The following is a 12,932-nucleotide window of genomic DNA, read 5'->3' on the forward strand; positions in this document are numbered from 1 at the left end:
GTCGCCGAAGAAAGTCAAGCCTTCACCGAGGCCGCCGGGTGGTCGAGTGGGCGGGGTGGCCGGGTCGCGCCGGTGAGGGTGGCTTCGGCAATCTTGCGGAAGCCGGTGACGAGCCGGTTGCGGTCGCCGACGCGGGTGGCCAGCACGACCTGGCTCGGCTCGATGCCGTGCAGCGGGACGGTGGTCAGGCCTGGATGCAGCCCGGTCGCCGGGTCGAGGGGCGGGCCGATGGCCACGGCCTGGCCGGCGGCGATGAGTTCGTGCTTGTCCTCCAGTGCCTCGACCAGCGGACCTTCGGGTGCTGGCTGGCCGTCGGGGCGGGGGTCGATGCGCCAGTAGGCGTTGAGCAGGGGGTCGGACTGACGCACGCGCGGGAGGGGTTCGTCGGCGATGTCGTCGAGGGTGACCGATTCCCTGCCGGCGAGGCGGTGGTCGCGGGAGACGACCAGCACCCGGGGTTCGTCGTGGAGGACGGTCACGCGTAACCGGTCGGTGGGGAACGGCAGACGGGTCACCACCGCGTCCACCCGGTGCTCCAACAGCGCCCCGCGGGAGTCGTTCCAGGCGAGTAGCCGGGTGTGGACCTCGGCGTCAGGATGGTGGCGGCGCATTGCCCGGACGGCGTCGGTGATGAACAGGCCCTTGGTGTAGCCGATGGTGATACTTGAGGGCCGGGCCGCGGCCCGGGTGCGCGCCATTGCCTCGGTGGCTGCGCGCAGTAGTCCGGCGGCCAGCGGCAGGAAGACCTCGCCGGCGTCGGTGAGTTTGCTGCCGTGGGTGGTGCGGTCGAGCAGGCGTACGCCGAGCTGCTGTTCGAGGCGCCGGATCTGCCGGCTCAGCGACGGCTGGGTGGTGCGCAGGACCTCGGCGGCACGGCCGAAATGCCGATGTTCGGCGACGACCGTGAAGCACTGAACCAGCCGCAGGTCGAGGTCGACAGGCGCCGGGAAAGGTTCGGACACACGGCCAGCCTAGGTCGCGTCGACGCCCGCCGGTAATACGAAAAGTGTATTAACGGATGCGGAAGAGTCATTGGACGAGGCAGCGGCGGGGCGGCATCGTGAAGGAGCCCGCCCGGCGTGATAAACGGGGCCGGACCCTCCGATCCCTGCGCCGACCGTTCACACCGGGCGCGGATCCGTCGCTCAACCCGAGGAAACCCCCATGCCATCGAGCACCACCGATTTCTCCCTGCCCAGCCCGCAAGGTGACAGTGTCACGCCGTTCCACATCCAGGTCGCGGACAGCGCCCTGACAGACCTGACCGACCGGATCCGGCGGACGCGCTGGGCCGACCCCGAGACCGTGTCCGATGACAGCCAGGGCGTGCCGCAGGACAAGCTCCGCGGGTTGCTGGAGTACTGGTCCGGCGGCTACGACTGGCGCAAGCTCGAAGCGCGACTCAACGAGCTGGGCCAGTTCCGTACCACGATCGACGGCCTCGGCATCCACTTCATGCACGTACGCTCGCCGCACCCCGGCGCTACCCCGTTGTTGCTGCTGCACGGGTGGCCCGGCTCGTTCCTGGAGTTCGTGAAGGCCATCGGCCCGCTCACCGACCCCACCGCCCACGGCGGCTCGGCTGCCGACGCGTTCCACGTCGTGATCCCGTCGATGCCCGGATACGGGTTCTCCGACCGGCCCACCGGCACCGGCTGGGACCCCGACCGGATCGCGCGCGCTTACGACGTACTCATGAAGCGTCTGGGTTGTGGTTCGTATCTTGCCCAGGGTGGCGACTGGGGTGGGGTCGTGGCGACCCGGCTGGGCAAACTGTGGCCGAGGGGTTTGCAGGGTGTGCATCTGAACTTCCCGGAGTTCCTTGCCGCGCCGCCGACCGGTGGCGAGCCGACCTCGGCGGAGCAGGCGGCGCTCGCCCAGGGCGACCGGTTCTTCCGGCAGCACGGCGGCTATCACGTCCTGCAGCGCACCAAACCGCAAACCATCGGATACGCCTTGACCGACTCCCCGGCCGGGCAGGCCGCGTGGATCTACGAGAAGTTCCTCGCGTGGGTCGACCTGGACGTGCTGAGCACCGACGAGATCCTGGACCACATCTCGCTGTACTGGCTGACCGGCACCGCCACCTCGTCCGCGCGGCTGTACTGGGAGTACGCCCAGCGGCCTCTCGGGCTCACCGAGCTGGACCTGCCCGTGGGCGTCAGCGTCTTCCCGCAGGAACTGACCCGCACCCCCCGCATCTGGGCCGAACGCGCATACCACGACCTGCGCTACTTCAACGACGACATCGCCGCCGGCGGCCACCACGCCGCTCTGGAACAGCCCGAGCTGTTCACCGAGGAAATTCGTCAGTTCGCCCGGACGGTGAACCGGTGAAAACAGTCGTGATCACCGGCGGCACGGACGGCATCGGCCGTGCCCCCGCCCTGGACCGTCTCGACCGCGGCGACTATGTCGTGATCGTCGGCACCAACCGGGGCAGGGGGGACTACCACAGTGACCCGGTGCCGGCCGGGCAGATCGCCGTGCTCCGGCGGACCGCCAAGCCCGTCGCGGCGGCCCTGGCACTCGACCCCGCGGTGTCGTCGCCCGCCGACGCCGTCCGTCTGCACCGGTACACCCGAGAACTGTTGTCTGCGCGAAACGAGGTTCCCCAGCGATGAAGTGGGTCAGTTACCGGTCCTTCGACGGAAGCGAACGTTGCGGGCTGGTCGAGCAGGGCCGGATCCTCGGCCACGCCGCCGGGATCACGCTGCTGGACCTGCTGCGCTCCGGCGAGGGCCTTGAGGCTGCCGGCGCGCTGCTGAGGTCGAACCCGGCCGAGATCGTGGAGCTGGCCTGGGCCGACATCCTGGCGCCGATCCCGGTGCCGCCTTCGGTCCGCGACTTCGCCGCCTTCGAGCGGCACATCAGCAACGCGAGCCGGGTCGCGACCGGAGACGGCACGGTCAGCCCCCTCTGGTACGAGGAGCCGGTCTTCCACTTCTCCAACCCGGCCGCGATCCGGGGCCCGCGCGACGACGTCGCCGTGCCCTCGCGGACGAAGCAGTGGGACTACGAGGTGGAGGTCGCCGCGGTCATCGGCGACGACTGCTCCGATCTGGACCCCGAGACGGCCGAGCGCCACATCGCCGGCTACCTCGTCTACTGCGACTGGAGCGCCCGCGATATCTCCGGCCGGGAGATGGGCTTCGTGTTCGGCCCGTCGAAGAGCAAGGACACCGCGACGAGTCTCGGCCCCTACCTGGTCACGCCCGACGAGCTGGAACCTCACCGATCGGGTAAGGGCTACATCCTGAAAATGAACGGCTACGTCAACGGCGAACGGTACGGCGGCGGCAGCTGGGACGAGATCCACTGGTCGTTTGCCGAGTTGCTGGCACACGCCTCGCGCGACACCACGCTGCGCGCCGGCGACATCATCGCCAGCGGCCCCGTCGGCAACGGCTGCATCCTCGAACTGTCTCAGCACCACGACTACCTCACGCCCGGCGACACCGTCCGCATCGAGGTCGAGCAGCTCGGGGCGATCCAAGCACGCGTCACCGACAAGGCCGACACGTTCGTCCCGGAAATGAAGATCTCCCGCAGCATCGAGATCGCCGCCTCGCCTGCAGCGGTGTTCGACGTGATCGCGGATCCTCGCCGGCACGGCGAGTTCGACGGTTCCGGCACGGTCGGCACCGTCATCACCGGCCCCGAGCGGCTGACCCTGGGCGCGGAGTTCAGCGTCTCCATGGTGCAGTTCGACGTCCCCTACGAGGTGACCAACACGGTTCTGGAGTACGACGAGAACCGCCGCATCGCCTGGGCCCACCCTGGCCAGCACCGCTGGCGATACGAACTCGACCAGATCGACGGCGGCACCCGGGTCACCGAAACCTGCGACTTCACCACCTCACCACGAGGCGAGCTGGTCGCCGCCTCCGACTGGGGCCGCCGCGACGCCGAGGGCATCGAGAAGACCCTGCCCCGGCTCAAGGCGCTCGTCGAGAAGGACCATCGGGGTTGAGCCGGCACCGTTCTTCCCTCTCCGAGGGCACACCCTGAGTTCACCGGGAGGTAGGCCGGTACCCGCCGGGGAACACCTGGGCGAGCATCTCGGTGGCCTTCCCGGCTTCCAGCGTCGCGTACCGGTCGCCGTCGGTGTCGGCGAGGCCGCTCGCCGCGTGCGGGTTGTCCAGCGCCGCCCGGCCGACCGGCGGTATGGACATCGCCGTACACCTGCCGCCGGCCCTGGAGGCCCCTACTTCCGGATGATGCCTCGACGCAGCATGTCCGCGACGGACGGCTCCTTTCGTTAATAGTGGAGCTTGCCCTGCCGTGCTCGGGATGCCAGGTTCTGCAAGGTGGATTCCTTGATGCGGCCACTGTGCGCTACTCGCACATCGCCGCGCGAGGCGTCGGCGATAGCGATGATGGTGCGGATGCTCGTTTCGCTGTCGTCGGCGAACATGGGTGGCAAAGCGTTGTGGGGCGGTAGGACGGTTTCTGTCAGCGCGTCGCCGACGATGATCGTCCCATTGGGGAGAATGACGCTCTGGGAGCCGGCCGTGTGTCCCGGGGTCAGGAAGGAGCGCCCGAAACCTCCGTACTGCTGGAGGTCTTCCGAGTCACCGAGCTCGATGTCGGGCGTCACGGGAGCCCTGTCCCCGTGCATGACGAGCGGCGATAGGATCTTTCCCCGGAGCCGTGTGGGTTTGACGGTGAGCCGGCCGCCTCGACGCAAACCGTCCGCGTCCAGCTTGTGGATCGCCACCGCGGCCCCAGTGGCTCGCCGTAACGCGTCAGCGGCCCCAACATGGTCGTAGTGATAGTGGGTCAAGACAATCAGATGCAGCTTGACTTTCAGATCCTCAAGCTTCGCCAGAACTTTAGGAATGATCGTTTCTGACCCAGCGTCAACCAGCATGGCCGTGTCACCGGACACCGCCAGGTAGGATGCAGAGATCATATCGCGTACGGGATAGATGTCCACGATTCTCATTTCTCGTGAAAGATAGGTTGATCCAGAACTTCCACAGAAATTCGCGGAAGGGGTGGCGTGCGTGTGTGCGTTAGCAAGGCGCGGGCCACGAGCCGGTTCCTGTTGGTCGGAACGATTCGAGGCCAACTAAAGGGAGACGCTAATTGCCCTGGTCGGCTCTTGATGGCGGCGACAAGGAGTGAGGGTTCGTCGGGACGTTTTGTCGTGCGACGAGGTCAGTCGGGCTCGCGTAGTCGGGCGATCGAGGTGATGAGTTCTATCTCGGTTTGGGTGAGGTCGGGCCAGGGGAACTGGTAGCCGTTGCCGCGCAACATGACGAAGCCGTGCATGGCCGCCCACAGTTGCGTCGCGGTGGACAGGACGTCTTTGGCGCCGGAGGATCCGTCGGCGATGCACTGCCGGACGCCGTCCATGAGGGCGGCAAACGGCCCGGCGTCGGCGGTGCGGGTGTCCGGCGCATCGCCGGCCGGGCGGGGCTCCTCCCCACGAAGCAGCCGGTTGCGGTTGAAGAGCAGCCCGTAGAGATGGGGATTGCCAATTCCGAACGCCATGTAGGCGCGGCAGCCGGCAATCAGCCGGTCCCGGGGAACCTCGATGCCCTCTTTGGCCGCCGCGATGAAGCGTCCCAGCTGGGCGAAGGTCTCGACGGTGACGGCCTGCACGATCTCGTCCGGGCCGGCGAAATGTAGATAGATCGACTGAGGTGCGATGCCGATGCGCCGCGCCAACCCCCGCAGGGTGACCGCGCTCTCGTATCCGTCCTCGATGAGGATCTCCCGGGCGGCCGAGACGATCTCGCCACGCAGTGCCTGCCCAGCACCTCGGGCATTGCGCCGCCTATTCCCGGTCTGCCCCGTGCTCACGGCCGTGAGTTTACATCGGCGACCGGATTGTCGGGGCTGGCGTCAGCCGAGCGGGTCGGGGACCTCGTCGGCGGTCGCCGCGGCGCGCAGCTGGGCGGTGTCGTCGCCGCGCAGCGGTTCGCCGTGGCCGAAGCAGACGACGTCGACGTCGATGTCGGCGAAGCGGCGAAACGATTCGCGGGCCTTCGGCCGGTCGTGGTTGAACGGGCCGAGTATGACCTGACCCTGCTGCCAGGTGGCCAGGTCACCGGTGAACAGCACGGCCTCGTCCGGGAAGTGCAGGGCGATACTGCCGTCGGTGTGGCCCGGAACCGACAGCACGCGGGCACCGATCGCGTCGAGGACCTCGTCGTCGTCCAGCTCACGGTCGATGCGCGAGGGTGGGGCGTCGGGGATGGAGCCGGCGATGTGGGCGTAGAACCCTTCCTCGGCGTGGGTGAGGGTGGGGAGCGAGCCGTAGCTGTCGCCGCGGATGATCGGGGCGTCGCCGCGGTGCGCCCAGATCTGGACGTCGGGCCACTTGGCCAGTTCGGCGGCTGATCCGACGTGGTCGGGATGCCAGTGGGTGAGCAACACGTGGGTCAGCGACTCGCGGTCCAGCCCCCAGTCGCGCAACGCTGCCTCGATGGCTTCACCCTGGCCGGCGATGCCGGTGTCGACCAAAACCACCTCCGACCCGCGTCGCAGCAGGTATGCCTGTCCGGGCCCGCTGTCGAGCACCATGCGCAGGTCAGGACGTACTTCGACGACGTTCATGTCAGTCTCCCTTGATCGAACCGGTGGGACCCGGATGCCGTGGAACCTGTACGCCAACTTCACGGCCTTCCGCTTACGGCCTTCCGCTCACGCCCTTCAGGTTACAGGTGTGAGGTTACGCTGGCCGCCTGGAGTCTGGCAATAGTGCGGACCGGGTGTTCGTGGCGGCAGTGCCGGTCGACTTCCGCCGTGGCAGACGCTCTTCCGACTCGATGACGGCCCGAGGCCGATCGAGGACGCGTCGGCGCAGGCGAGCGCCGGGAAGTCAGACGACAGCCGGCGCTCGGCCATGCGACGTTGCCTCCACTGGACTGGACACCAGCGGGTTGTCCGCCCCAACGGTGAAGCCCGTGCCCTTTTGCCGTTCCTGGAGGATTGGGCAAGCCAACCGAAGGGTCGGGTGAGAGCAGGCGCTACCAGATATCCGGCCGCGTGGTCGGCCCGACGGGATGCTGTGGAGGTTGCGGTGTGCACCGGCCGTTGGTGCATCGCGCAGGCGTTGGTCGAAGGCGTTGAACGGATCGCCCGTCACCAGGTACGGGTTGATGGCGATGGGCGTGCCGTACATGACCAGATGGGTCACAGCGGCGACCGGGCGGCGCTTGACCAGCCGAACCGGGGTGTCCACGAGGCCGCCGAGGAGTATGGCGAATTGGGGTTGTCACTGTGCTGCCCTCCGATACCGCGTGAGGACGGCGGCGCCGTGCTGCTCGGACGACACGGTTGCAAGCCGGCCGCTCGGCGCCAGTGGGTGACTTCGGCTTCGTGTGAACCGGTAGCGGTGGCGACCGCGACCGATCACCGAAGGGTCGGCTTGGCACGCTCAGGGCAGTCGCGGTGTCCAGATCAGGCTGAGCCCGGCTGCGATGAGGGCGAACCGGAGTGTGGTTCCGACCGACCAGGCCCAGATCTCACGGCCAACGGCGCGCTGTTCGATCGAGGCGCGGCACGTACGTCTCGTCTCGCCAGCTCTCGGCGTGAGCTGATGTCCAGCTTGCGAAAGATCTTGCGTAGGTGATAGTCCACAGTGCTCGGGCTGATGAACAGTTGTGCCGCCACCTCGCGGTTGGACGCGCCGTTCGAGACCCGGTGCGCGATGTCGCGCTCCTGGCTGGTGAGGCAGCAGCTCTGGGCGAAGCGGTTGGTCGTGTCCTGGTGGGCCAGCGTGCTGCGCAGTTCACGGCGGGATGCGACGCCCAGCTTGTGGAACACTCCGCGTAGGTGATGTTTGACGGTGTGGGCGCTGATGACCAGGTGCGCCGCGACCTCGACGTTGGTGGAGCCTGCCGCCACGAGTAGGGCGATCTGTTCCTGTCGTGGGGTCAGTACCGCACGAGGAAGGACTCGGGCAGGCTCGGCTACGGCGCAGTGCATGGTGCTCCTCGGGCGAGGGTTCGGGGTCTCGACGACCATCCGATCGCACCGCAGTGCACGACGAGTGCAGACTGAGTGCTTGCCCTACCCGCTTACGACGCGCCGCTCATCAAGCTCAGTCGGGCCCGGACATACGCGACCATGTCCCGGTACCCCTCGGCCTCCCCAATGCCGGAGACCTCGACAAGTTCCTGGAAGCCGTTGTCGGCAATCAGGTCCTCGAACTGCTGGCAGCCCCGTTCCGCGTGAACCCGATCGCCTAGGTCGAATGCGGCCCGCGCGAGGATCGCCGCGACGGCACACCGGGGACCGTTCGATTCACAGACGCCTTCCGTCAATCCCCACTCCGACACCTTCACCGCTCGTTCGAGCCGGCCGAGCTTCCAGGAGGACTCCGCGATGAGCTGTGCGTAGTAGATCTTCAGGTGATCGAGGTGCGTCGCCACTGCAATGGCCAGCCCTTCGTCCGCGACCTGTGTGCCAGCCTCGAACCGATCGGACCCCAGACGCGCTCTCGTGAGTGTCAGCAGCGAAACGGCGAGCAGTTCCTGGCGCCCTGTCTGCCGGGCGAGACCCACCGAGCGTTCACCGTACGCGTTGGCGGCGTCGTGGTCACCACGCGACAACGAAAGCACGGCGAGGTTTCGCAGGACGTCGGCTTGTCCGGCGAGTTCTCCGGCGACTTCGAAGATGGACAAGGCTCGACGTAGATATCCGTCGGCCTGCGGCAGCGGGGCGAAGACCTCACCGATGGTGCGAAGAAGTTCGGCCTCCATCAGTGGCTCGCCGAGCACGCTGACCATATCGAGGATCGCGAGTACGGTCTGTGTCCGGCCCGCGGGTATGGAGTTGCTGCCCGGTGCTGAGGCGGCGAGGACCATGGCCGCCGCGTCGCGCCGCAGGCCATGTGCGAGGGCCAGATCGATCGTGGCCCACAGTGCGGCCCGTTCCCGTGCATACCACGCGGCAGCCTGTGGCACGCTGTCGAACGATTCAGGCGTCACATCCGACGGCGGTTCGTTGATGGTGCCGGCTGGCTGCCGGTGGTGCCTCGCGTACGCGGCGCGGGCAGAGTGCAGGTAGTGCATGATGAGACGCCGTTCACACTCCGGTCGTTCTCGATCCTCGTCGAGAAGCTCACCCGCGTAGGCCCGCAACAGGTCGTGCAGAACGTACCGCCCGGACTGCGACTCGTTGAGCAGATTCGCGGTCACCAACTCCGTGAGTAGTTCGCGCGCCTGTTTGCGACCGACCCCGGCGACGCTGGCCACCGACTCCAGCGAGCTCACTGGACCCGGATGGGCGGCGAGGGCACGAAACAGGTGCGCCGTTGATGGAGCGAGGGCTTGATAGGACCACGAGAACACCGACCGGACATCGTCGGACGAGTCCGCGCTGGACAACGCGTCGAGTCTGGCGGACGGCGCCGAGACGTCACTGACGACCGCGCTCAATGGCAGGGCCGGATTGAGGGCGACCCGGGCGGCGACGATCGCCAGTGCGAGCGGCAGCCCGGCACAGAGCGTGATGACCTTGTCCAACGCGTCCGGGTCCACGGTGGCGCGGCGGGTGCCGAGGCGGTTGACCAGAAGCTGTCTGGACTCGGCCCCGGTCAGCCGATCGACTTGCAGGTAACGTGCGCCCTCTCGGGTGACCAGGCTCGTCATCCGGTGGCGGCTTGTCACGATGACCAGACAGCCTCGGGAGGCTGGCAGCAGCGGGCGGACCTGGTCGGAGTCGCGTGCGTTGTCCAGGAGAATCAGGACGCGACGACCGGAGAGGCGACTGCGGTAACGAGCCGCCTGCGCGTCGAGTTTCTCCTGCGGTGACGAGACCGCCGGCTCGCCCAGTGACGCGAGCAAGGTGGCGAGCGCGTCCTGCGATGACATGACGTGTCCGTCCGGATCCAGGCCCCTCAGGTTCAGGTACAACTGGCCATCGGGAAACTTGTCGGCGATCTGGTGGGCCCAGTGGACGGCGAGGGCGGTCTTGCCGATGCCACCCATGCCGCCGAGCGCGGTGATCACGATGGTCGCATCGCTGAACGCGTCGGACAGTTGGTCGTCGAGTACGGCGGCCACGTCGTTTCGTCGGACGAAGCCCGCGACCGGCGGCGGCAGTTGCGCGGGCCGTGGAGCGTCCGGCGGGCGCGGCTCGTCCTGCGGGGGCCAGCCGCTGGCGAGCAGTTCTCGATACGCCTCCCGTAGCTCCGGCCCCGGGTCCACCCCCAGTTCCTCGGCGAGACGTTGACAGGTCCGCTCGAAGACCCTCACCCCTTCCGCCCGGTGACCGGTGGCCACGTACGCGCGCATCAGGCACGCCTGTAGCGCCTCGTCCAGCGGCGCTGCGGCAGCCACGCTCAGGAGTGGGGTCAACACGGTTCCGGCCATGCCGTGGGCGATTGCGGCTTCGCTGGCCGCGAGCGCCACCGCGACGCGCTCCCGTTCGATGGCGACGAACTCCGGCGAACTCAACGCACTGGTCGGAAGGTCGGTGAACGCAGGGCTGCGACCAAGCTCCAGAGCGGTCAAGTACGCCCGTACCCCGACCACGACGTCCCCGCCGGCGAACGCCTCGCGGGCGCGCCGGACCAACTCGCGATACATGGCCAGATCGGAGTCCTCGATCGCGAGTGCCAGCCGGTAGCCCGTACCGGCGGGTAGGAGGTACCGACCGGTTTCGCGGACGTCCAGGTCCGGTTCGAAGATCCGCCGGAGGTGCCCGACGTGCCGGTGGATCTGGTTGGCGGCGCTGGCCGGCGGTTGTTCGTCCCACACGCCGTCGATGATGTTGTCGAGGCTGACCGCGTCACCCCCGGCGGCGAGGAGCTTGGCCAGGATGATCCGCTGGCGAACCGGGCCGAGATCGATTTCCGAGCCGTCCCGCCGGCAGCCAAGACCGCCGAAGACCTTGAACTCACAGCGGGACCGCGGCGCGTCCGGGTGCCTGCGGTCGGGCATCGTCACGATTGACATCCTAGTGATGGAAGGGTGGCGGCTTTGCTTTTCGGCCCAGCCTGCGGCTTGCCCCGGGTCCCCCGCATCCCCCATCTCTCGTTGTCCGTCGGGTCGGTCGACAAACACGGGGACTACGTGATTCGGGCGATTCGCGAGACGGGCCATATCCGTACCTTTGGCAAGGTTCCCAGCGCTGAACGCAAGCCCAAGGAGTGTGCATGCCCCACGTCACCGTTGGCTCAGAGGAAGCCGACCCGATCGAAATCTATTACGAAGATCACGGCACCGGTACGCCGGTGGTACTCAGTCACGGCTACCCGCTCAGCGGGCAGGCCTGGGAGAAGCAGGTCTCCGCACTGCTTGCAGCCGGTTACCGCGTGATCACGTATGACCGGCGGGGTTGGGGCAATTCCAGCCAGCCTGCTAGTGGGTACGACTACGACACGTTCGCCAGTGATGTGAACGTGCTGCTCACGAAACTGGACGTACGCGACGCCATTCTCGTGGGGCACTCGATGGGAACCGGCGACGTTGCCCGGTACCTGGGTCGCTATGGCACCGGGCGGGTGGCGAAGGCCGTACTGATGTCGCCGATCCCGCCGTTCCTCCTGCGCACGGACGACAATCCCGAAGGCGCACCGCAGTCGTTGTTCGATGGGTTCATCCAGGCCGCCCGGTCGGACCGGCACGCGTGGCTCAAGCAGTTTCTGGAGAACTTCTACAACCTCGACGTCTACGGCGGCTCTCTGGTCAGCGACGAGGCGTTCCGGGCCAGTTTGAACGTGGCCGTGGCCGGATCTCCCGTCGCCGCGGTGGCCTGTATCCCGACCTGGCTCACCGACTTCCGTGAAGACCTGTCCAAGATTGACGTGCCGGTACTCGTGATCCAGGGCGACCAGGACCGGGTCCTGCCCATCGGGGTGACCGGCCAGCGGCTGTCCGCCTTCATCGGGGACACGCGGTTGCTCGTCATCGAGGGCGGGCCGCACGCCATCGCCTGGACCCACACCGATCAGGTCAACGCCGCCCTGCTCGACTTCTTTCGAAAGTAAGGAAATACCGTGAAGTTGTCCTTCCGGCGCCGCCTCATCTACGTAGGCGTGGCCATCGGTGCCCTCACCCTGACTGGTGCCGGCATCGGCACCGCGCAGGCCTCGCCGAGTAACGTCGTGTACTCCCACCAATCGCGCCCCGCAGCGGCCAAGCCGACCGTCGTGCTCGTGCACGGTGCGTGGGCGGACGGGTCCAGCTGGGACAAGGTGGCAGCCAAGCTCCAGCACGACGGCTACCGGGTGGTCACGCCGCCGAATCTGCTGTCGGGCGTGGAGAACGACGCCGCGAATCTCCGCGCATACCTGGACACCATCAGCGGACCGATCGTCCTCGTCGGGCACTCGTACGGTGGCATGGTCATCACGAACGCCGCTCTGGGCGACAAGCAGGTCAAGGCCCTGGTGTACGTCGACGCGTACATCCCGGACACGCACGACAGCGTGCTGTCGCTGACCTCGGCCGTGCCGGGATCGATCTTCGCGGTGCCCGATTCGTCCACCGTCTTCGACCAGGTCGCGATCCCCAACGCCGAGCCGGGAAATGCCAACCTCTACGTGAAGCCGTCGATCTTCGGCAAGGCGTTCGCCGACAAGACCATTCCCGCCAAGGACGTGGCGGTACTGGCCGCCCGGCAGCGTCCCCTGGCCTTCAACGCCCTGATCGAGGAGTCCGGCGAGCCGGCCTGGCGCACCATCCCCTCGTGGTCGGTGATCGGCAAGCAGGACGCCGTCATCCCTGCCGCCGAGCAGATCGCCATGGCCAAGAGGGCCAAGGCACACACCATCGAGATCAACGCCCCCCACCTGTCCATGGTCACCGCCACGGGCGCGGTCACCAGCCAGATCGAGGCGGCCGCCAAGGCCACCGACTGACACCACAACCGGCCGTGGGGGGGGGGGGGGGGGGGGGGGGGGGGGGGGGGGGGGGGGGGGGGGGGGGGGGGGGGGGGGGGGGGGGGGGGGGGGGGGGGGGGGGGGGGGG

At 67.8% G+C, this 12,932-nt stretch carries 13 protein-coding genes; 5 read left to right on the forward strand and 8 right to left on the reverse strand.

The genetic code is table 11. The features are described 5' to 3' along the window. Window positions 1-14 precede the first annotated feature (14 nt). A complete protein-coding gene (locus tag ACZ6QQ_RS16530; RefSeq protein ID WP_465877125.1) occupies window positions 15-962 on the reverse strand; it encodes a LysR family transcriptional regulator in 948 nt (315 codons plus the stop codon). 202 nt (window positions 963-1,164) lie between these two features. On the opposite strand from ACZ6QQ_RS16530, the gene ACZ6QQ_RS16535 reads away from it, so the two are divergent. Genes ACZ6QQ_RS16535 through ACZ6QQ_RS16545 form a run of 3 tightly spaced genes read left to right on the forward strand, consistent with a single transcriptional unit; the run spans window position 1,165 to window position 3,973 of the window. Continuing rightward, complete coding sequence (locus tag ACZ6QQ_RS16535; RefSeq protein WP_465877126.1) at window positions 1,165-2,337, forward strand: epoxide hydrolase family protein; 1,173 nt, start codon at window positions 1,165-1,167, stop codon at window positions 2,335-2,337. Then, window positions 2,334-2,624 (forward strand): hypothetical protein, encoded by a 291-nt coding sequence (locus tag ACZ6QQ_RS16540; RefSeq protein ID WP_465877127.1) that lies wholly within the window; start codon window positions 2,334-2,336, stop codon window positions 2,622-2,624. The genes ACZ6QQ_RS16535 and ACZ6QQ_RS16540 overlap by 4 nt, the downstream gene beginning before the upstream one ends. After that, a complete protein-coding gene (locus ACZ6QQ_RS16545) occupies window positions 2,621-3,973 on the forward strand; it encodes a fumarylacetoacetate hydrolase family protein (RefSeq protein WP_465877129.1) in 1,353 nt (450 codons plus the stop codon). The genes ACZ6QQ_RS16540 and ACZ6QQ_RS16545 overlap by 4 nt, the downstream gene beginning before the upstream one ends. A gap of 40 nt (window positions 3,974-4,013) precedes the next feature. On the opposite strand, the gene ACZ6QQ_RS16550 is transcribed toward ACZ6QQ_RS16545, so the two are convergent. From ACZ6QQ_RS16550 to ACZ6QQ_RS16580, 7 genes are all read right to left on the reverse strand, one after another. Next, window positions 4,014-4,175: a hypothetical protein gene (locus ACZ6QQ_RS16550; protein WP_465877130.1), complete on the reverse strand. Its 162-nt coding sequence runs from the start codon at window positions 4,173-4,175 to the stop codon at window positions 4,014-4,016. A gap of 86 nt (window positions 4,176-4,261) precedes the next feature. Continuing rightward, window positions 4,262-4,939, reverse strand: a complete 678-nt coding sequence (locus ACZ6QQ_RS16555) for an MBL fold metallo-hydrolase (RefSeq protein ID WP_465877131.1) — start codon at window positions 4,937-4,939, stop codon at window positions 4,262-4,264. 224 nt (window positions 4,940-5,163) lie between these two features. After that, a complete protein-coding gene (locus ACZ6QQ_RS16560; protein WP_465877133.1) occupies window positions 5,164-5,811 on the reverse strand; it encodes a TetR/AcrR family transcriptional regulator in 648 nt (215 codons plus the stop codon). A 42-nt stretch (window positions 5,812-5,853) separates the two neighbouring features. Further along, window positions 5,854-6,567 (reverse strand): MBL fold metallo-hydrolase, encoded by a 714-nt coding sequence (locus tag ACZ6QQ_RS16565; protein WP_465877135.1) that lies wholly within the window; start codon window positions 6,565-6,567, stop codon window positions 5,854-5,856. Between the two features lie 265 nt (window positions 6,568-6,832). Then, window positions 6,833-7,195 (reverse strand): hypothetical protein, encoded by a 363-nt coding sequence (locus ACZ6QQ_RS16570; RefSeq protein WP_465877136.1) that lies wholly within the window; start codon window positions 7,193-7,195, stop codon window positions 6,833-6,835. Window positions 7,196-7,413: 218 nt separating this feature from the next. Beyond that, entirely contained in the window at window positions 7,414-7,980 is a 567-nt protein-coding gene (locus ACZ6QQ_RS16575; protein WP_465877138.1) for a response regulator transcription factor, read from the reverse strand. A 53-nt stretch (window positions 7,981-8,033) separates the two neighbouring features. Continuing rightward, complete coding sequence (locus ACZ6QQ_RS16580; protein ID WP_465877160.1) at window positions 8,034-10,901, reverse strand: AfsR/SARP family transcriptional regulator; 2,868 nt, start codon at window positions 10,899-10,901, stop codon at window positions 8,034-8,036. A gap of 215 nt (window positions 10,902-11,116) precedes the next feature. Here ACZ6QQ_RS16580 and ACZ6QQ_RS16585 point away from each other — a divergent pair, with 215 nt between their 5' ends. Further along, the gene (locus tag ACZ6QQ_RS16585) at window positions 11,117-11,950 is read left to right on the forward strand and encodes an alpha/beta fold hydrolase (RefSeq protein ID WP_465877139.1); all 834 of its coding nucleotides are present in this window, start codon (window positions 11,117-11,119) and stop codon (window positions 11,948-11,950) included. 9 nt (window positions 11,951-11,959) lie between these two features. After that, complete coding sequence (locus tag ACZ6QQ_RS16590) at window positions 11,960-12,823, forward strand: alpha/beta fold hydrolase (protein WP_465877140.1); 864 nt, start codon at window positions 11,960-11,962, stop codon at window positions 12,821-12,823. Window positions 12,824-12,932 lie beyond the last annotated feature (109 nt).

The sequence above is a fragment of the Micromonospora sp. NPDC049529 genome (assembly GCF_055586685.1).